The organism is Methylobacterium sp. 22177 (assembly GCF_052045615.1).
Taxonomy (GTDB): domain Bacteria; phylum Pseudomonadota; class Alphaproteobacteria; order Rhizobiales; family Beijerinckiaceae; genus Methylobacterium; species Methylobacterium radiotolerans.
On sequence record NZ_JBQEPK010000001.1, the window covers coordinates 347,120 to 366,097 of the forward strand.

At 70.0% G+C, this 18,978-nt stretch carries 14 protein-coding genes; 7 read left to right on the forward strand and 7 right to left on the reverse strand.

Features of this window, described 5'->3' with window-relative positions:
• Window positions 1-33: 33 nt before the first annotated feature.
• Window positions 34-3,765 carry a vitamin B12-dependent ribonucleotide reductase gene (locus tag ACTJK8_RS01665; protein WP_029358504.1) on the reverse strand — a complete coding sequence of 1,244 codons (3,732 nt, stop codon included), beginning with the start codon at window positions 3,763-3,765 and terminating at the stop codon, window positions 34-36.
• 513 nt (window positions 3,766-4,278) lie between these two features.
• On the opposite strand from ACTJK8_RS01665, the gene ACTJK8_RS01670 reads away from it, so the two are divergent.
• Both ACTJK8_RS01670 and ACTJK8_RS01675 read left to right on the forward strand, forming a co-directional pair.
• A complete protein-coding gene (locus ACTJK8_RS01670) occupies window positions 4,279-4,695 on the forward strand; it encodes an NADH:ubiquinone oxidoreductase subunit NDUFA12 (RefSeq protein ID WP_012317326.1) in 417 nt (138 codons plus the stop codon).
• Window positions 4,696-4,823: 128 nt separating this feature from the next.
• Window positions 4,824-5,480 (forward strand): DUF2155 domain-containing protein, encoded by a 657-nt coding sequence (locus tag ACTJK8_RS01675; protein ID WP_012317327.1) that lies wholly within the window; start codon window positions 4,824-4,826, stop codon window positions 5,478-5,480.
• Window positions 5,481-5,504: 24 nt separating this feature from the next.
• Here the strand turns inward: ACTJK8_RS01675 and ACTJK8_RS01680 are convergent, their stop codons facing one another.
• Window positions 5,505-6,566: a polysaccharide deacetylase family protein gene (locus tag ACTJK8_RS01680; RefSeq protein ID WP_029358503.1), complete on the reverse strand. Its 1,062-nt coding sequence runs from the start codon at window positions 6,564-6,566 to the stop codon at window positions 5,505-5,507.
• Between the two features lie 273 nt (window positions 6,567-6,839).
• Between ACTJK8_RS01680 and ACTJK8_RS01685 the strand changes: the two genes are divergently transcribed.
• A complete protein-coding gene (locus ACTJK8_RS01685; protein ID WP_234741264.1) occupies window positions 6,840-7,991 on the forward strand; it encodes a GNAT family N-acetyltransferase in 1,152 nt (383 codons plus the stop codon).
• 13 nt (window positions 7,992-8,004) lie between these two features.
• Here the strand turns inward: ACTJK8_RS01685 and ACTJK8_RS01690 are convergent, their stop codons facing one another.
• The gene (locus ACTJK8_RS01690; protein WP_440761419.1) at window positions 8,005-10,218 is read right to left on the reverse strand and encodes a GumC family protein; all 2,214 of its coding nucleotides are present in this window, start codon (window positions 10,216-10,218) and stop codon (window positions 8,005-8,007) included.
• A gap of 189 nt (window positions 10,219-10,407) precedes the next feature.
• Between ACTJK8_RS01690 and ACTJK8_RS01695 the strand changes: the two genes are divergently transcribed.
• Entirely contained in the window at window positions 10,408-10,986 is a 579-nt protein-coding gene (locus ACTJK8_RS01695) for a polysaccharide biosynthesis/export family protein (RefSeq protein ID WP_024827735.1), read from the forward strand.
• Between the two features lie 15 nt (window positions 10,987-11,001).
• Here ACTJK8_RS01695 and ACTJK8_RS01700 read toward each other — a convergent pair whose 3' ends face one another.
• Both ACTJK8_RS01700 and ACTJK8_RS01705 read right to left on the reverse strand, forming a co-directional pair.
• A complete protein-coding gene (locus ACTJK8_RS01700) occupies window positions 11,002-11,640 on the reverse strand; it encodes a hypothetical protein (RefSeq protein ID WP_058606466.1) in 639 nt (212 codons plus the stop codon).
• A 175-nt stretch (window positions 11,641-11,815) separates the two neighbouring features.
• Window positions 11,816-12,064, reverse strand: a complete 249-nt coding sequence (locus ACTJK8_RS01705; RefSeq protein ID WP_012317333.1) for a hypothetical protein — start codon at window positions 12,062-12,064, stop codon at window positions 11,816-11,818.
• A 268-nt stretch (window positions 12,065-12,332) separates the two neighbouring features.
• Between ACTJK8_RS01705 and ACTJK8_RS01710 the strand changes: the two genes are divergently transcribed.
• Window positions 12,333-12,551, forward strand: coding sequence for a hypothetical protein (locus tag ACTJK8_RS01710; RefSeq protein ID WP_012317334.1), 219 nt, complete (start codon window positions 12,333-12,335; stop codon window positions 12,549-12,551).
• 13 nt (window positions 12,552-12,564) lie between these two features.
• Here ACTJK8_RS01710 and ACTJK8_RS01715 read toward each other — a convergent pair whose 3' ends face one another.
• A complete protein-coding gene (locus tag ACTJK8_RS01715) occupies window positions 12,565-13,626 on the reverse strand; it encodes a hypothetical protein (RefSeq protein WP_024827733.1) in 1,062 nt (353 codons plus the stop codon).
• Between the two features lie 28 nt (window positions 13,627-13,654).
• A complete protein-coding gene (locus ACTJK8_RS01720; protein ID WP_440761420.1) occupies window positions 13,655-16,690 on the reverse strand; it encodes a penicillin-binding protein 1A in 3,036 nt (1,011 codons plus the stop codon).
• A 156-nt stretch (window positions 16,691-16,846) separates the two neighbouring features.
• Here ACTJK8_RS01720 and ACTJK8_RS01725 point away from each other — a divergent pair, with 156 nt between their 5' ends.
• On the forward strand, window positions 16,847-18,514 hold the full coding sequence (locus ACTJK8_RS01725; RefSeq protein WP_024827731.1) for an alpha-amylase family protein: 1,668 nt from the start codon (window positions 16,847-16,849) through the stop codon (window positions 18,512-18,514).
• A gap of 65 nt (window positions 18,515-18,579) precedes the next feature.
• On the forward strand, window positions 18,580-18,963 hold the full coding sequence (locus tag ACTJK8_RS01730; RefSeq protein WP_012317338.1) for a hypothetical protein: 384 nt from the start codon (window positions 18,580-18,582) through the stop codon (window positions 18,961-18,963).
• Window positions 18,964-18,978 lie beyond the last annotated feature (15 nt).

The window sequence follows — 18,978 nt, forward strand, 5'->3', positions numbered from 1 at the left end:
CGCCCGCCGCTTCAGGCTCGAAGTGTCAGGGGCTCAGGAGCACCCTGTCGTCGAACCGCAGGTGTCGCACTTCAGGCAGGTGCCGTTGCGGACCAGCGTGAAGTTCGCGCATTCCGGGCAGGCCTCGCCGACGTAGCCCTTCATCTTCGCCTCCGCGCGGCGGTCGGCGACGCTCCGCTCGGCCTTGGCGAAGGGGAGGGTGTCGGCGATCGTCTCGGCCTGACCGGCCGTCGCCGGCTCCGCCTTCAGCGCCGCGCTGCCGCGGATCGCGTGGACCGTACCGCCGGCCGGAGCCGACTGTCCGGCGCTCGCCGCACCCACGCCGAGGCTAGCGCCGGCCGGGCCGCCCTGGATCAGGGTGAGCCGGTCGGCCGAGCCGCGCAGCAGGCCGCGGGAGACGACCGAGGAGGCCGGCGCCGGCTTCGGACCCTCGCGGGTCGTATCGCCGCTCTCGCCGCCGCCGATCACCGTGCCGCCGATCTCGGCGGGGCTGACATGGGCGAGATCGGCGCGGCCGAGATACGAGACTGCCAGCTCGCGGAACACGTAGTCGAGGAGCGAGGTCGCGTTCTTGATCGCGTCGTTGCCCTGGACGAAGCCGGCCGGCTCGAACCGCGTGAAGGTGAAGGCCTCCACGTACTCCTCCAGCGGCACGCCGTACTGGAGGCCCAGCGAGATCGCGATGGCGAAGTTGTTCATCAGGCTCCGGAAGGTCGCGCCCTCCTTGTGCATGTCGATGAAGATCTCGCCGAGGCGGCCGTCGTCGTACTCGCCGGTGCGCAGGTAGACTTTGTGGCCGCCCACCACCGCCTTCTGGGTGTAGCCCTTCCGGCGGGCCGGCAGCTTCTCCCGGGAGCGGATTCGCTCGACGCGCTCGATCACCCGCTCGACGATCTTCTCCGCGGCGGCGGCGGCCTTGGCGGCGGCCGGCGCCTGGATCAGGGCCTCGATCCCCTCATCGGCCTCGTCATCGTCATCCGAGATGAGGGCCGAATTGAGCGGCTGCGACAGCTTCGAGCCGTCGCGGTAGAGGGCGTTCGCCTTCAGGGCGAGGCGCCAGGACAGCAGGTAGGCTGCCTTGCAATCCTCCACCGTGGCGTCGTTCGGCATGTTGATGGTCTTGGAGATCGCGCCCGAGATGAAGGGCTGCGCCGCCGCCATCATGCGGATGTGGCTCTCGACCGACAGGTAGCGCTTGCCGATCCGGCCGCACGGATTGGCGCAGTCGAAGACCGGGTAGTGCTCGAGCTTCAGGCCCGGAGCGCCCTCCAGCGTCATCGCTCCGCAGATGTGCGTGTTGGCGGCCTCGATGTCCTTCTTAGAGAAGCCAAGGAACGGCAGCAGCTCGAAGGTCGGGTCCGACAGCTTCTCCGCCGGGACCTTCAGGGTCTGGGTCAGGAAATCGTCGCCCAGCGTCCAGCGGTTGAACACGAACTTGATATCGAAGGCCGACTTCAGGCCCTTCTCCACCGCGGCGATCTTCTCGTCGGTGAAGCCCTTGGCCCGCAGCGTCGTCGGGTTGATGCCCGGCGCCTGACCCATCGAGCCGTGGCCGACCGCGTAGGCCTCGATCTCGGCGATCTCGGATTCGCGGTAGCCGAGCGCCCGCAGGGCGTCCGGCGCGGCCTGGTTGATGATCTTGAAGTAGCCGCCGCCGGCGAGCTTCTTGAACTTCACCAGGGCGAAGTCCGGCTCGATGCCGGTGGTGTCGCAATCCATCACGAGGCCGATCGTGCCGGTCGGCGCGATCACGGTGGCCTGGGCGTTGCGGTAGCCGTGCTCCTCGCCGAGCTTCAGCGCCCGGTCCCAGGCGGCGCGGGCGTGGTCACCCAGATCCGCCTGCGGGATGTTGGCGTGGTCGAGGGCGACCGGCGCGACGTTCAGGAACTCGTAGCCCTCGGCCTCGCCGTGCGCGGCCCGGCGATGATTGCGGATGACGCGCAGCATCGCGTCGGCATTCTCCTCATAGGCCGGGAAGGTGCCGAGCTCCGAAGCCATCTCGGCCGAGGTCGCGTAGGCGACACCCGTCATGATCGCCGTGAGCGCGCCGGCCAGGGCCCGACCCGCGTCGGAATCGTAGGGCAGGCCCATGGTCATCAGCAGGCCGCCGATATTGGCGTAGCCGAGGCCGAGCGTCCGGTAGCGGTAGGAGAGCTCCGCGATCTCCTTCGACGGGAACTGCGCCATCATCACGGAGATCTCGAGCACCACCGTCCAGAGGCGGTTGAGGTGCTCGAACGCCTCGGCGTCGAAGCGCTTGGTCTCGCGATCGTACATCGTCAGCAGGTTCGCCGAGGCGAGATTGCAGGCGGTGTCGTCGAGGAACATGTACTCGGAGCACGGGTTCGAGGCCCGGATCCGCCCGCCCGCCGGGCAGGTGTGCCAGTCGTTCATCGTCGTGTTGAAGTGCAGGCCCGGATCCGCCGAGGCCCAGGCGGCCTCGCCGATCCGCTCCCACAGGTCACGGGCCTTGAGGGTCTTAGTGACCTTCCCGGTGGTGCGGGCGGTGAGCTGCCAGTCGGCATCCGCCTCGACGGCGCGCAGGAAGTCGTCGGTCAGCGAGACCGAGTTGTTGGAGTTCTGGCCGGCGACCGTGAGGTAGGCCTCCGAATCCCAGTCGGTGTCGTAGACGGGGAACTCGATCTTGGTGAAGCCCTGGCGCGCGAACTGCACCACGCGCTTGATGTAGGAATCCGGCACGGAGGCGCGGCGGGCGGCCTTGATCTCGCGCTTGAGAGCCGGGTTGCGCTCCGGATCGAAGCAGGCATCCCCTTCCGCCTCGCACTGCGTGCAGGCCTTCATCACCAGCGTCAGGTGCTTGGAGACGACCTTCGAGCCCGTCACCAGGGCGGCGACCTTCTGCTCCTCCTTCACCTTCCAGTCGATGAAGGCCTCGATGTCCGGGTGGTCGATATCCACGATCACCATCTTGGCGGCGCGCCGCGTGGTCCCGCCCGACTTGATGGCGCCCGCCGCCCGGTCGCCGATCTTGAGGAAGCTCATCAGGCCCGACGACTTGCCGCCGCCGCCGAGCTTCTCGTTCTCCGAGCGCAGCATCGAGAAGTTGGAGCCGGTGCCCGAGCCGTACTTGAACAGGCGCGCCTCACGCACCCACAGGTCCATGATGCCGCCGTCGTTGACGAGGTCATCCTGGACCGACTGGATGAAGCAGGCATGCGGCTGCGGATGCTCGTAGGCCGACGCCGACTTGGTCAGCACGCCGGTCTGCGGGTCGCAGTAGTAGTGGCCCTGGCTCGGTCCATCGATGCCGTAGGCCCAGTGAAGGCCGGTGTTGAACCATTGCGGCGAGTTGGGCGCCACCATCTGGCGGGCCAGCATGAAACGCAGCTCGTCCATGAAGGCCGAGGCGTCCTCCTCCGAGGAGAAGTAGCCGCCCTTCCAGCCCCAGTAGGTCCAGCAACCCGCGAGCCGGTCGAAGACCTGTGTGGCGGAGGATTCGGAGACGAAGCGCTCGTCCTCGGGGAGTTCCGCCAGGGCGGCGTCGTCCGGAACGGAGCGCCACAGGAAGGACGGAACCGCGTTCTCCTCGACCTTGCGCAAACGGGCCGGGACGCCCGCCTTGCGGAAGTACTTCTGCGCGAGCACGTCGCTCGCGACCTGGCTCCAGCTCTCCGGCACGTCGATGCCGTCGAGGCGGAACACCACCGAGCCGTCCGGGTTGCGGATCTCGCTCAGCGCCTTGCGGAAAGGGATCCCGGCGTAGGGCGATTGTCCGGCCGTGGTGTAGCGACGCTCGAACCGCATGAAACACACCTCTCCCGACGGGACGCGAACGTCCCGGCCCCGCGCGACGCGGGGTCTAGCCCGATAGTGGGATTCGCGGCCGACCACGCCCGGCTGAGAGACGTGCCCCGGTCCCGCGAACGAAAATTAGGAACGGTCGCCCCTGCCCAACGCACCACTTCCGCGGGGCGCGACCGATGCAGGGAGATTACCGCCGCCTTCACTCTCACGTCAACAAGTGGTGTTCGGCGGGCTTGTTCCCCGCTAGATGTTGTGCCGGCTCGCAAAAGTCTGTGGATATCGTCCCGGACCGGGATAAGTGTCCTTCCGGCTTTCGGGAATCGGATCGGGAAAATTTTAGATTCACAACCCTAGGGAGCGGACCTGGCGAACAGCCGGACCCGGGGGCCGAAACCGCGGTCGAGCGTTGCCCGGCAGCGACACTTCCGTCATGCGGCTGGACTCGCACGCGCGCGGTCACCATAACGGCGCCGACGAGCGCCCTCGCGGCGCGGCACGATTCCGGGACCGGCGATGGCGCTGAAGGACACTTTGCTGCGCATCTTCACGTGGTGGAACGGTCAGACCGTCTCCGTCGCGCTCCAGACCGCCCGCACCGGCATCTTCGTCGGCGAGGACGAGTTCGGGAACAAGTACTACAAGGCGGAAGGTGCGCTGATCGACCGCTCGGTGGGCTCGGAGCGCCGCTGGGTCGTCTATAACGGCTACGCCGACGCCTCGAAGGTGCCCCCCGGCTGGCGGGGCTGGCTCTGCCACAACGTCGACGTCGCGCCGAGCGAGGAGAAGTACCAGCCGAAGGCGTGGCAGAAGCCGCATATCGAGAACCAGACCGGCACCGCGAACGCGTACCGGCCGGCGGGCTCGCAGCTCTCCTGGGGCCAGCGGCCGGCAGCGACCGGCGACTACGTGTCCTGGACGCCGGGCGAGTAGGTCCGCGCGCCGCCTCGGGCCGGGCGCCCTTTTGCCGCCACCGTTCCGGTGTTCATGACGGGCCAATCCTGATCGTCCGCCGCGCAGCCGTTGGCGCGGCCGGCCACCCTCGTCTAGGGGTCCGAGCCTTGAGCCGCATCACCGCCCTCGCACGCCGCGCGCTCGCCCCGAGCCTCGCGCTCCTCGTCTGCGCCGGCCCCGCCGCTGCCGACAAGATCAAGAACCCGACCGCGGTGTTCTCCGGGCTCGACAAGATCACCGGCCGGATCGTCAATTTCGAGGTTGCGGTCGACGAGACCGTGCAGTTCGGCGCCCTGCAGCTCACCCCGCGGGTCTGCTACACGCGACCGCCCACCGAGAGCGCGAAGACCACGGCGTTCCTCGAGGTCGACGAGGTCACCCTCGACAACAAGTACCGCCGCATCTTCACCGGCTGGATGTTCGCGTCGAGCCCCGGCCTCCACGCGATCGAACACCCGATCTACGACGTCTGGCTGGTCGACTGTAAGGGCGGCAGCGACGTGATCGCCGAGGCCAAGGAGCAGGAGGACGTCCCGGCCGTGGCGGCCAAGCCCGAGAAGGCGAAGCGCCCCGGCAAGGACGCGACCAAGACCGCCCAGCAGCTCAACGCCAACGGCCAGGTCGACGTGGAGGCGCCGCGCGGCGTGCCGGTGCAGCCCCGCCAGAAGCCCTCGCGCAAGTTCTTCCCGTCGAACGAGGGCCCGGCGCCGGCCCCGCCGCCGCAGCAGCAGCCGCAGAACCTGTTCGACGCGCTGTTCCGCTGAAGCCGTCGCGAGCGCGTCGTCGCTTCAGGCGACGTTGAGGCGACGCCCCCGGTTCCAGGCCAGGAACGGGACGCCGGAGAGCAGTCCGGCGAGGGCGGCGCGCGTCTGGTGGCAGCCGTTCACCGACACCCGGGGCAGGGCCTGGAGATGGCCGGCATGCTCGGCGAAGAGGTGGCCCGGCCGCGTGGTCACCGCCGTCGCGAAGCCCATCTCCCGCGCCAGCGCGAATTCCCGCGGGCCGGCGGAAGACGGGTCTCCGACCGGGTAGGAGAGGTGTCGCACCGGTCGGCCGAGTTCCGTCTCGATCCGCGCGCGCCCCTCGGCGATCTCGCGCGATGCGAACGCGGCGGCGTGCTTGGCCAGCATCGGGTGGCTGACCGTGTGCGCGCCCACGGTGACGGCCGGGTCGACGGCGAGGTCGCGCAGTTCGTCCCAGGACAGACACAGATCGGCGGCGAGGCGCCCCGGCGGGAAGCCGGCCTGCCGGCAGAGGGCGGCGATCCGCTCGAGGAGGTCCGCCTCGTCGCCGTGGCGCAGGTCGCGGTACAGAGCTTCGAACGCCAGCGCCTTCTCCTGCGGGCTGCGCGCCGGAAGGTCGAGACTCCGCGCACCGATCTCGATGCGCACCCGGTCCAGCCGCGCGATCGCCCGCTCCAGTTCGACCCACCACAGCCGGCCGGCCTGATCGGCGAAGCCGCTGGTGACGAACAGCGTCCACGGCGCGCCGTGGCGGGCCAGCACGGGACGGGCGTGCACGACGTTGTCGCGATAGCCGTCGTCGAAGGTCAGGACGGCGAAGGGCGGTCCGTAATCCGGCTCGGCCAGCCGCTCCGGCACCGCATCCAGGCCGATGATCTCGAAGCCGCGGGCGTCGAGCTCGCGCAGGGTGAGGTCGAGGAAGTCCGGGGTGATGCCGAGCAGCCGGTTCGGCGCGAAGGCCGGCACCGGGTCGGGGCTGACGTGGTGGAACGTGAGGATCACGCCGAGGCCGCGGGCCGCGGGGCTGAGCCAGCGGTCTGCCCCCAGCGCCTGGATCGCGCGGAAGCCCGACGCGAAGACCCGATGCTTGGCACGCGACGACAGCATGGCCCTGAACCGTTCGGGCCCGAGGCCCAGCGCGGCACAGCCTTGGCGTGCCGGAGTAAACAAACCCGAAAGCACGCGCAGCGGCGCTCATCGCAAGCTGTCATTAGCCACGACTGAGCTTTGCCGGACCATCCGGCACCGGGATCATACCATCGTCGATTGAAGTCACGGGCTGTTCAGTCGCCTCCCGTCAGGGTTGGGGCGCCACGGGACCGTGAGCGGTCCCCGGGAGATCGGGTCATGGCGGTCGGCGTCCAAGTAACGGGAACGGACATGGTCGATACGCGCATCGCCGGGGGGCTCGTCGCGGAGATCATGCCGGACCTCGCCGCGGCCGAGGCGCTCTGGCGGCGCCTCGAGGCCGATCCGGCGAGCCTCGGCACACCCTACCAGCGGTTCGACTGGATCGGCGCCTACCTGCGGGCGACGGGGCAGGCCGAACGCGCGCGCGTCGCGGTCCTGCGGGACGCGGACGGCCGGCCACGCATCCTCATCCCGTTCACGCTTCAGCGGGAGCACGGCCTGCGCCTCGCGCGCACGGTCGGCGACACCCACGCCAATTATCACTTGCCGCTCTTCGCCACTCGCGGCGCGGCGGCCATCGCGCCCGGCAGCATCGTCGCGGCCCTGATCCGCGCCGGCCGCGCGGACGGGATCGACGCCTTCGCCCTGAAGCATCAGCCCCGGATGTGGGACGGGGCGGCGAACCCGCTCGCCGCTAGCGGCGAGGCGGAGGCCAGCGACGCCTACGGCCTCATGCTCGGGCCGGACCCTGAGGCGACCGTACGCCGGGTCTTCAGCGCGGATGCCCGCAAGAAGCTGCGGTCCAAGGAGAAGCGCCTCGTGGAGGCGCACGGCGCGATCACCTACCGCCGCGCCGAGACCGCCGACGAGGCGGGGCGCCTGCTGGCGGCGTTCTTCGCGCAGAAATCGGCCCGCTTCGCCGGCATGGGGGTGTCCGACCCCTACGCCGACCCCGCGATCCGGGCCTTCCTGACGGCCGCGGCGACCGGCGCCGAACCCGCGGTGGAGCTGTACGCCCTGTGCCTCGCCGAGAGCGGTCGCGTCCTCGCGACCTTCGGCGGCGCCGTCAGTGAGCGGCGCTTCAGCGGCATGATGACGGCGTTCGACGGCGACCCCGAGATCGCTCGCTACAGCCCCGGTGACCTGCTGCTCCAGCACCTGGTGCGCGACCAGACCGCGCGCGGCCGGCAGGGCTTCGACCTCGGCGTCGGTGAGGCCCGCTACAAAGCCAGCATCTGCGACGAGACGATCGGCCTCGTCGAGACGATCATTCCGGTCACCCTCCGGGGCCGGATCTACGGTGCGCTCCGCCGCGGCCTGAACCGCACGAAGCGGCGGATCAAGCGGGACCCGCGCCTCTACGCCCTCCTGAAACGGCTCCGCACTCTGCGCCGATCGTGACCGGCGTCCCGGCCTAGGCGGCGTTGAGGCGCAATTCCGCCCGGGCGTCCGCGACCTCGGATGCGGCGGCACGATCCTGCGCCACTAGGATCTGCCCCGCACCGGCCTCCTCGGCCAAGGCGTACAGGTCGGCCAGCGCCGGATCCTCGGCATCGGCGTTCGACGCGATGACGACGCTGTCCATGAAACCGGCGACCAGCTCGAGGAGGTCGACGGCCCGCGGCGCGGCGTAGAGCCGGCAGATCACCCAGTCGTAGGCCTCGGCCATGGCCTCGAAGGTCAGCGCCAGAGCATCCAACTCGTCGAAGAGGACGGCGGAATCCTGCAAGCCCGCCTCGATCCGGTGATAGCCGCTGTCCCGGCGTGCCTGGATCACGTCGAGGAAGGCGGCTTCGCCGGCGACGAGGTCGGAGAAGCCGAGCCCTGCCGTACCGTCGTGCGGCAGGTTCAGGTCGACCGCGACGAGGCTACCCTCGCGACCCAGGGCGCGGGTCAGGGCCTCGGGAAGCGTCGGGACGCCGCGTCGATCCTCGGTCTCGACGATCAGGATCCGGCGACCGGCCTGCGCCTCCGGGGTGCGGGGCTCCGCCGCGATCCGGGCGACGAGGGGCGCGAGATCGAACGTGTCGGCGCTGCGGATCGCCGTCGGCGCGACGGGCGCCGTCTCGGCGGCCGTCCGCGGAGGCTCGGACCAGTGCGCGGCCGGCGTCGCTTCCGGGAAGGTGAAGGACGGCCGATCCAGCACCGGCTCGCGGCGGCGGCGATCGTCCGCCGGGTCGCCGTCGCGGTCGCCGGCGGGGCGGCCGGACTCCGCGAGCAGCGCGCTGGCGATGACGCCGCCGACCGACAGCATGAGCGTCAGCAGGGTCGCGAAGGCGACGATCGGCAGCTTCTTCGGGAAGGACGGGAGCTCGGGCGTCACGGCGCGGGACACGATGCGGGCATCGGCGGGCGTCGCGGCCTCGCCGTCGCGCGCCGCCGCCTCGCGATAGCGGCCGAGATAGGACTCGAGCTGCTCGCGCTGCGCCTTCGCCTCGCGCTCCAGCGCCCGGAGCTGGATCTCGCTGGCGTTGCCGCGGACGACGACGTCCTGCTGGCCGTCCACGGCGGCCTGGAGGCTCTCGACTCGGGCCCCGGCGATCTTGGCATCGTTCTCCATCGTGCGCACGACGCGCTCGGCCGAGGCCTTGATCTGCGCGTCGAGGTCCTCGAGCTGGGCGTTCAGCTCCTTGATCCGCGGGTGGGCCGGCAGGAGGGTCCGCGACTCGAGGGCGAGCTGCGCGCGCACGGCGATCCGGTTCTCGACGATCCGGCGGATCACCTCGTTGTTGGCGACGTCGGGGATCTCGAAGGCGCGCCCGTCCTTGATCAGATCCTTGATGGCCTTCACCTTGCCGTCGAGGTCGGCCTTCAGGCTCCGCGCCGCGGAGAGCTGACTCGACAATTCGCCGAGCTGCTGGGCGTTGAGCGGCCGGCCGGTAACGCCGGTGCTGCCCACGAGGCCGTTCCTGGCGCGGAACGCTTCGACCTTGGCCTCGGCCTCGGCGACGCGGTTGCGCAGCCCGTCGATGTTGCCGCCGAGCCAGGTGGAGGCGTACCGGGCGGTGTCGACCTTATCGGCTTCGAGCGAGCCGATGTAGAGCTTCGCGATGGTGTTGGCGGCCTCGGCCGCGAGCTTCGGGTCCTTCGCGCGGAACTCGATCGTCAGGATCCGCGACTTGCCGGCGGGATAGACCAGCAGGTGATCGAAATAGGCGTCGAGCACCCGGTCCTCTGCGGGGCGGTCGAGAGGATTGGCGCCGATGCCGAGCATCATCAGAACGCGCTGAACCGCGCCGATGCTGCCCGCACCGGGATCGAACTCGGCGTTGCCGACGAGCTTGAGCCGGCGGATCGCCTCGCGGGCGAGATCGCGGGACATGGCCACCTGCACCTGGCTCGCCACCGCCTGCTCGTCGATCGGTGCAAGCTGGTCGCCGCGCTCCTGCGCGGTCCGGGCGAAGGCCGGGTCGCGGCTCTCGAGGAGAACCTTCGCCTCGCCGGTGTAGCGGGGGCTGACCACGTTGACGAAGACGCTCGCGCCCAGGGCAACCACCAGGGTCGGCCCGACGATCCAGCCGATCGAGCGCCGCAGGATCCGCGGCAGCTGCGCGAGGCCGAGGCCTTCCTCGGCGCGCGGCAGGGGTCCGGGTACGGCATAGATCGAGCGCTGACGGATCGTGGACATGCGGACGCTCTGAACGCGGAGACAAACCGAACAGGCATTACTGCCGTCCCGCCGCCATTAGTGGATGTTAAGGTTGCTCAAGAGTTAAGGCGCGCGGGGACCGGTGGCGGGGCAATGCCGGCCGAACGGCGATCAAGGTTCATTAACCTTAACGGCCTAGATCATCCCGCAACTGCATCCATGACGGCGATGGTGATGAACCGGCGCGCTCTGCTCCTCGCACTCGGCTCGACTCTGGCGCTCGGCGGTTGCCTGCGACCGAGCTTCCGCACCGATCAGCTCGATGCCACCGGCACGGGCTCGATCGCGGCGCGGTACACGCTGGCGGCCGGCGACAAGCTGCGGGTGATCGTGTTCGGCCAGGACAACCTGTCCAACATCTACGCGGTCGACGGCGCCGGGCGCATCGCCATGCCGCTGATCGGGACCGTGCAGGTCGGCGGCCAGACCACCGCGCAGGCCGCCAAGGCGATCGAGACGAAGCTGGCCGCCGGATACGTGCGCGAGCCGCACGTCACCGTGGAGGTGGACGCCTACCGGCCGTTCTACATCCTCGGGGAGGTCACGACATCCGGCCAGTACCCGTTCGTGAACGGCATGACCGTCGAGACGGCGGTCGCGATCGCGGCCGGCTTCGGCCCCCGGGCCGCGCGGGACTACGCTGTCCTGACCCGCGATGCCGGCGGCTCGCTGATCTCCGGGATCGTGCCGATGACCTACGCGGTCCGACCGGGTGACACGATCGTCATCAAGGAACGATTCTTCTGAGCGGCGCCCCGACGGTCACTGGCCACTCTGCCACGGGTTGATGACCCGCATGGCGGTCTTCTGCGCCGGGATCGGCGTCGCCACCTCGGGCATCGGCTGACGCGCGCGCGCCATCATCCGGCGCGCCTCCTGCGCGGGCACCGCACCGACCGGCGTGAACAGGCCCGCCAGGACCTTCCGCGTGCCCCGGCTCACGAAGCGCGAGTTCTGAACCGGCTCGAAGTCCCGGATCGCGTGGCGCTTCTCGGGATTCCCGGTGAAGACCCGGGCACCGGTATTCAGAACCACGATGTCACCGGGCCGCAGCGTCTCATCCTTGAGGAGCGCCGCCGTCGCGCCGGCCTTCATGTCGATGGGCGTCTGGCGCTCGCTGATCTCCCGCTCCTTCACGCGGATCTTGAGCGGGAGCGCCGCGTAGCGGGTCTGGAAACGTCGGCGCGCCGCCCCGAGCCGCGGGGTGGCGTGGCGGCCGAAGGCGCGGCCCTCGAAGGCGGGCGCCGGGGCAGGGGCCGGCTGGGCCTGCTGCGCGGGCGGCCGGGCGCCGAACAGCATCTCGAGGAAGCCGACCTCAGCGGCCTGGGCGCGCATCGCCGTTCCGGCGAGGAGACTGCCGGCCGCCATGACGGCCAGCAAGCTGCTCGTGCGAAGCCTCATAGCACCCTCCGGAACCGACGCCCGACGTGAGCATCCGACCCTCAACCGCAAGGCGTACTGGAGGGTTCCGGATGATTTAGAGTCTGCTCAGGAACGACGGGCAGTGGCCCGATGGTGCAGGATTCGACGCTTCCGACGACGCCATCGCGGCGCGTTTGGGCACGGAGAACGCGGGCTAGCCCGGCGCCGACTGCTCGCCCTCGCCGATGCAGTCGAGCGCGCGCTCGACGGCGCTCACCGCATCCAGGAGGTGCTGCACGGTGCGCTCGACCTCGATCGCCGGACGCCCCATCGCGGCGGCGCGGGCGCTCACATCCTCGAGCTGCTCCAGCAGGGCGAGGAGATCACCGGCCACGGTCACAACTTCGCAGCGAGCGAGACGCGTGACGGTCGGGCGCGGACGGAAGGGCAAGACGTTGCTCATCGCGTGGGTTGTCGCCCGAAACGACCGGGATTCGCCAGGGGGAGAGGACCGGACTCAACACGAATGACCGCCCCTATCCGCCGCAATCCCGGCGTGTGGTGCATTTTCCGTGGCCGCTGCGCATCGGAGACGGCAGAACCGATTTACATCTCGCGCGCGACCTTGACGGACGCTCCGCCGCGCTGACCATGCCGCCAGACGCCCCGTGAGGGTTCGGTCCGGCCGTCGCCGGGTACGGCCCGGCCACGGCCCGCTTTCAGGATCGACGATGCGCTTGACCCTTCTCGCCCTCTCCGCGCTGACCCTCGGCGGCCTCTGCGCCTGCACCACCAGCGAGGGCCCGGATACCCGCAGCGGCCTCGCCGAGACCTTCAACCTCGACAACTACCGGGCGTCCGGGAACACCAACGGCACGCAGACCCGCCGCGACGTGAACCGCGCCTACACCCAGCCGACGCTGCCGACGATCGGCAACCGCGGAATGTGAGGCGCGCGGCGCGTCACCGCTTGGTGAGCGCGTCCGCGAAGGTGGCGATCCGGTTGCGGGCGTAGACCGGCAGGCCGGCGCTGATGGAATTGCCGGTGTTGAAGCTGGAATTACCCATCAGCACCTGCGCCGGGAGCAGGTTCTTGAGCACGGGCACGCGGGCGTACTCTGCCTTGCGGTCGAGCACGTCGCCCTTGATCGCCAGCGCCATGTAGGCGGTGACCACCGTCTTGGTCGGGTCGTTCGGCATCGGCTGGAGCACGGCCAGGAACTTGCCGAAGCGCAGGATCTGGTTGACCCAGAAGATCGTCTGCTCCAGGCCGCCGGTCACCGCGGTATCGATCTTCGTGAGCGCCCTGAGCCGGTCGCCCTGGTCCGGCCCGAGCACCCGCAGCTCGCTCTGGAACGAGACGAACTCGGCGATCTTCTTGGCCGAGCCCTCCTCCAGCTTGTTGGCGAGTTTCACGCCCAGCGGCAGCTTGCCCTCCAGGTCGTAGCGCGACTCGATGCAGGCGCCCGCGCCCTCGCACCACGCGCGGTCGGGCCGCTTGGCGAAGGCGGCGGCCGGATCCTTGTTGGGGGTCACGTCGGCGACCGCCAGGGTGTGGTGCTTGATCGCCGGATCCATTTTCTGGACGAAGGCGAGGTTGGCGAAGGCCTGGAGGTCGATCGCCTCGGGCGGTCGCGGGACGACGAAGCGTCCCTCGGCGACGTAGACCTTCAGGGTCTCGTGCCGCGGCTTCGTCACGCCGTTCACCGTCACGGTGTAGTCCGGCTCCTTGTAGCCGGGATAGGGGGCGAGCGCCGCCGCCTCAGCCGGCCGCGCCTTCAGCCAGTCGAGATACGGGATCAGGCCGTTCTCCGGCGCCGACGGGTTGTCGCGGTGGTCGGTGAACAGGATCTGGCCCGGCTTGATCGCTGCCGGATCGACGGCGGTGACGGAGGGCACCTCCTTGATCCGCTCCGGCCCGGGCGCCGGGGCGGTGTTGGCGGCGGGCGTCTGAGCGCGGGCCGAGGTGGCCGGGAGCGCGACCGTGAGGGCGGCCGCCAGGGCCGCGGGAAGCTGCTGGCGCAACGGGATTCTCGTCTGTCGGGGAGGGCTGTCAGTAACCGGGGTCTTCGCCGAACAGGTAGTCGGGATCGCGGCGGCGCGGGCGGCGCACGTCGTCATCCCCGCCGAAGGGCGAGCGACTCGTCTGCCCCGGCCACGGCTTGTAGGGATCCTGCCCGTAGAGATCCACATCGCCCTGCGCGCGGCGGCTGCGCGGCGCGGGACGCTCGCCGAACGGATCCAGGAAGTCGGCCCGCGGCCGCTCGCCGGTCATGTTGCCGTAGTAGTCGCCGGCGACGCTCGCGCCGTCGTCGGCGCCCGCGAGATCGCCGTCCTGCGCGTCGGGCCGCATGGCGTAGAGCGTCTCGCGGGGCACGAGGCGGTACTGCGTGTCCGCCATCTGCCCGTCGCCGCTGGTGCGGAAATGCTCGAGGAAGCTGCCGCCCGCGACCCGCACACCGCTGCGCGGGTCGATCGGCAGGTCGGCGATGAACGGGCGCGCCTCGGGGGAGGGGCCTCGCAGCGGCGTCTTGGCGACGCCGTTCGCCCAGGCCGCCTGCAGGATCGCCGAGGCGATCGGCACCGAGACGTGGCCGCCGGTCTGGCCGCGGCCGAGCGTCTTGCGGGTGCCGTCGGCGTTGTCGTAGCCGACCCAGACCACGACGCTGATCTCGTTGGTCAGCCCGGCGAACCACGCGTCGTTCTCGTTCTCGGAGGTGCCGGTCTTGCCCGCGACGTAGGCCGAGACCTTCGCGAGCGCCGCGGCGGTGCCGTGCTGGGTCACGCCCTGCAGCATGGTCTTGAGCTGGTAGAACGCCACACGGTCCGCCGACGCGATACGCACCGGCTCCTTGATCGCGTGCGTGTAGAGGGGCTTGCCGTCCCGCTCGACCGACTCGAGCGCGTAGGGGGCCGGACGCGCGCCCTCGTTGGCCACCGCCGCGTAGAAGCCCGCGAGGTCGAGCATCCGCACCGGCTGTGCGCCGAGCACGAACGGATAGTAGGGCTCGCACTCGGCATAGATCTGCGCCTCGAGGGCGATGTCGCAGACCCGCTTCAGGCTCGCCGGTGCCTTCGGGGCGATCCCGCCCTGGAGGAGCCGGGCGGTGACGAGGTTCTTGGAGAATTCGAGGCCGCGCCGGAGGGTCGTGGGTCCCGAGCCGCCGCCCTCGTAGTTCTTCGGCGACCAGGAATCGCCGGTCCCACCGATCGGCGGCAGGGTCACGGCGGAATCCATCACCAGGGTGTTCGGCTGCAGCCCGGCGTTGAGCGCGGCGAGATAGGTCAGCGGCTTCAGGGTCGAGCCGGGCTGGCGCACCGTCTGGGTGACCCGGTTGAGCTGGCTCAGCGGATAGGAGAAACCGCCGGCCATCGCGAGGATCCGGCCGGTCCGGTTCTCCATCACCAGGGCCGCGCCCTGGACGGTCGGCCGGACGCGAAGCTGCGCGCGCGGGCCGCCCTTGCCGGCACTGATCTTCACCCGGACCACGTCGTAGAGTTGCAGCTTTCCGCGGGCGATGCCGGGGTCGAGGAAGGCGGTGCGGCCGTCGGCCAGGCCGACCTTCGTGCCGCCGCGGCCGGTCTCCAGTACCACCGCCAGCGGCCAGTGGACGTCGTAGAGCACCGGACGGGCGCTCTCCAGCGCCAGCAGCCACGCCGGCTTCTTCTGCGGCACGGCCGCGACCCTCTCACCGCGGCGCGGTTTCGCGTCCGGCTTGGCGTCGAGTTTCGCGGCCTCCGGCCGCGCGCCGGTGACGGCCGGCGCGGCCGAGGCGGAGGCCTCCGGTGCCGGGGTCGCGGCCTGGATCCGGCGGACGCTGTCGGCGAGGTTGAGTTCGGGCCCCGTGAAGACCTGCCGGCCGGTGCCGCGCTCGTAGTTGGCGAGGCCGTCCTGCAGGGCCTCCTCGACGGCGCGCTGCAGGCCCGCGTTGATCGTGGAGCGGACGGTCAGGGAGCCGGAAGTCAGCGAATCCACCCCCGCGAAGGTGCGGGCCTCCCGGTTGAGGAAGTCCACCACGTAGAAGCCGGAATCGCGCCGCGCGGTCTCGATCGGCTTCAGGCCGAGATCGGCCTTGATCGCCGCGTTCATCTCGGCCTCGGTGATCGTGCCCTCTTCCTTGAGGCGAGCGAGCACGTAGGCGCGCCGCTCCCGTGCCCGGTCGGGATACTTGTCGGGACTGTAAAAGTTCGGCCCCTTGGGCATGCCGGCGAGGAGCGCCGCCTCCGGCAGGGTCAGCTGTCCCACCGGCTTCCCGAAATAGCTCTGCGCCGCCATCTCGATGCCGTAGGCGCCGCGGCCGAGATAGATGCCGTTGAGGTAGAGCCCGAGAATCTGCGGCTTCGTGAGGATGCGCTCCAGACGCGACGCAACGATCATCTCGCGGATCTTGCGCTCGTAGGTGACGTCGTCGCCGACCGAGAGGTTCTTGACCACCTGCTGGGTGATGGTCGAGCCGCCCGCAGGCCGCCCCGGCGAGGCGAGGTTGGCGATGAAGGCGCGGATCACACCGCGCTCGTCGATGCCGTGATGGGTCTCGAAGCGCTTGTCCTCGGCGGCGATGAAGGCCTTCTGCACGAGGTTCGGGACGGCGGTGATCGGCACCACGATGCGGCGGCCGTTCGGCTCCGACGCCTCCGCGAAGGGCTTGCCGGCGCCGTCGAGGATCCGGGTCATGCCCGGCAGGGCCTTGTCGCGCAGGGCCTCGGCGCTGGGCAGGTCCTTGGTGGCGTTGTCGTAGAACTCGATCACCGCCTTCGCGTCGAAGGGCGAGTTCGCCGGGTTCTCGCCCTTGCAGAACTGCTTGTAGCTCGTGTTCAGCTCGTTCAGATCGAGCCCGTGCAGGATCTTCGGCGCGGCCGGCCCGGCGACCGTCGACGGATCCTCCATCGCGGTGGTGATCAACTCATCGAGATTGATGTCCTCGATGTCGAACGCCTTGCGCATGTGGGCGCAGCCGTCGCGCAACAGGCGCACCACCTCCGGGCCGTCCGTCGCGGGATCGAACTGCGTCCGGACCGCGTCCGGCCGTGTCGTGACCTGGCTCAGCGTCAGGGCAGTCGCGAACAGCTTGATCAGGATGGCGTTCATACGGGCCGGGTTCGGGGGACGCGACGGGGCGGGCGCGGACCTTTCGGGAGCGCGCCTGAACAGGGCGTGCACAACGCGGCTGATTTAAGGTGACGCCGAACGGCAACGCTTTGGCCGGCTCCCACGTTCGTCAGGCGCGACGACGCCGGGGGGCCCATGATCAACGACCTGTGGTACAAGAACGGGATCATCTACTGCCTGTCGGTCGGCACCTTCATGGACGCCAACGGCGACGGCATCGGGGACTTCGCCGGACTCGAGCGACGCCTGGACTACATCCAGGGACTCGGCGCCACCGCGGTCTGGCTGATGCCGTTCCAGCCCTCGCCCAAGAAGGACGGCGGCTACGACATCGCCGACTATTACGGCGTCGATCCGGATTACGGCTCGCTCGGAGACTTCGTCGCCTTCGCGCACGCCGCTAAGCAGCGGGGCCTGCGCGTCCTCATCGACCTCGTGGTCAACCACACCTCCGACCAGCACCCGTGGTTCCAGTCGGCGCGGTCCGACCCGGACTCGCCCTACCGCGACTGGTACGTCTGGTCGAAGGAGCGGCCGGCGACCGCCGACGAGGGCATGGTCTTTCCGGGCGTGCAGGAGACCACCTGGACCTACGACGCGAAGGCCAAGGCGTGGTACTTCCACCGCTTCTTCAACTTCCAGCCGGATCTCAACACCGCCAATCCGGAGGTGCTCGCCGAGATCCTGAAGATCATGGGTTTCTGGATCCAGCTCGGCGTCTCCGGCTTCCGCATGGACGCGGTGCCCTTCGTCATCGCCGAGAAGGGCGCCCATGTCGGCGGCAAGCCTCGCGAGCAGTTCGAGATGCTCCGCGACCTGCGCGAGTTCCTCCAGTGGCGCCAGGGCGACGCCATCATCCTGGCCGAGGCCAATATCCTGCCGAAGCAGGACCTCGACTATTTCGGCGACGACGCCGACCGCATGCACATGATGTTCAATTTCCAGGTCAATCAGGCGACCTTCTACGCCCTGGCGGCCCACGATGCCCGGCCCCTGGTCAAGGCGATCGAGCAGACGAAGCCCCGTCCGCTCTCCTGCCAGTGGGGCATCTTCCTGCGGAATCACGACGAGCTCGACCTGGGGCGCCTCACCGGCAAGCAGCGCCAGAGCGTGTTCGACGCCTTCGGCCCCGAGAAGGGGATGCAACTCTACGACCGCGGCATCCGTCGCCGCTTCGCGCCGATGCTGGCGGGCGACCCGCGCCGCATCCGGCTCGCCTACTCGCTGATGTTCACCCTCCCGGGAACGCCGGTCTTGCGCTACGGCGACGAGATCGGGATGGGCGACGAGCTGGCATTGCCCGAGCGCGACTGCGCCCGCACACCGATGCAGTGGACGAGCGAGCACCAGGGCGGCTTCTCGACGGCCGAACGGACCGTGCTGCCGCTGATCGATCACGGGCCCTACGGCTACGCGCACGTGAACGTCGCCGATCAGCGCCACGAGGAGGGCTCGCTGCTCAACTGGATGCAGAGCATGATCCGGCAGCGCAAGGAGGCGCCGGAGATTGGCTGGGGCGACGTCGTCGCGATGGAGACGGGGCGCCCCTCGGTCCTGGCACTGCGCTACGAATGGCGCGGCAACGCCATCCTGTGCGTCCACAACCTCGCGCCGGAGCCCGTCGAGGTCGCGATGGCGTCGGGATCCCCTGATCCGGAGCACGACATCCTCGTCGACGTGCTCACCGGCTCGCGCAGCGAGGTCGGTGAGGACGGCCGCCACTGCCTGTTCATGGAAGGGTACGGCTACCACTGGTTCCGCGTCGGCGGGCTCGACGCGCTGCTGAAGCGGCGGCCGGCGTGAGGGAAACCGGGGCCCGGCTCGCCCTCGGCCGGCCGACACGGTAGGACACCTCCGAGAGGTGGGACATGGCCCGGACGAAGCACTACCCCCCGGACGCGACGATCGCCGACGTCCTGCCGGACCTCGCCGACGGTGAGGACTACCTGCGCCAGGTGCTCGTCACCATGCGGATGTGCCAGAAGCATTACGGCGACGCCTGGGTGCGGATCGGCGTGACCGGCCGATCGCCGACGCCGTCTTACCGGATCGACCGGCCGGACGAGACGGCGCGCGGCGACGGGACCGTCGAGGCGGGGAAAACCCTGTTCGGGGCCTATGGCGGACGGTCCCACGACCGGTTCACGCAGGTCAACGCCGTGGAGACCCGCTGGAGCTCGCGGGCGCTCGGCATGACCGAAACGCTGGCGCTTCACGACGGCCTGCGCCGCCACAGGGGCGACGTGGCCTGAGCGTCTCGCACAGGG

What these genes read in the sequence shown, in the direction of transcription:
- ACTJK8_RS01665 (WP_029358504.1), bottom strand. Translation starts at nt 3,765, where the DNA reads ATGCGGTTCGAGCGTCGCTACACCACGGCCGGACAATCGCCCTACGCC.
- ACTJK8_RS01670 (WP_012317326.1), top strand. Translation starts at nt 4,279, where the DNA reads ATGGCGCTGAAGGACACTTTGCTGCGCATCTTCACGTGGTGGAACGGT.
- ACTJK8_RS01680 (WP_029358503.1), bottom strand. Translation starts at nt 6,566, where the DNA reads ATGCTGTCGTCGCGTGCCAAGCATCGGGTCTTCGCGTCGGGCTTCCGC.
- ACTJK8_RS01685 (WP_234741264.1), top strand. Translation starts at nt 6,840, where the DNA reads ATGGTCGATACGCGCATCGCCGGGGGGCTCGTCGCGGAGATCATGCCG.
- ACTJK8_RS01690 (WP_440761419.1), bottom strand. Translation starts at nt 10,218, where the DNA reads ATGTCCACGATCCGTCAGCGCTCGATCTATGCCGTACCCGGACCCCTG.
- ACTJK8_RS01695 (WP_024827735.1), top strand. Translation starts at nt 10,408, where the DNA reads ATGGTGATGAACCGGCGCGCTCTGCTCCTCGCACTCGGCTCGACTCTG.
- ACTJK8_RS01700 (WP_058606466.1), bottom strand. Translation starts at nt 11,640, where the DNA reads ATGAGGCTTCGCACGAGCAGCTTGCTGGCCGTCATGGCGGCCGGCAGT.
- ACTJK8_RS01705 (WP_012317333.1), bottom strand. Translation starts at nt 12,064, where the DNA reads ATGAGCAACGTCTTGCCCTTCCGTCCGCGCCCGACCGTCACGCGTCTC.
- ACTJK8_RS01710 (WP_012317334.1), top strand. Translation starts at nt 12,333, where the DNA reads ATGCGCTTGACCCTTCTCGCCCTCTCCGCGCTGACCCTCGGCGGCCTC.
- ACTJK8_RS01720 (WP_440761420.1), bottom strand. Translation starts at nt 16,690, where the DNA reads ATGAACGCCATCCTGATCAAGCTGTTCGCGACTGCCCTGACGCTGAGC.
- ACTJK8_RS01725 (WP_024827731.1), top strand. Translation starts at nt 16,847, where the DNA reads ATGATCAACGACCTGTGGTACAAGAACGGGATCATCTACTGCCTGTCG.
- ACTJK8_RS01730 (WP_012317338.1), top strand. Translation starts at nt 18,580, where the DNA reads ATGGCCCGGACGAAGCACTACCCCCCGGACGCGACGATCGCCGACGTC.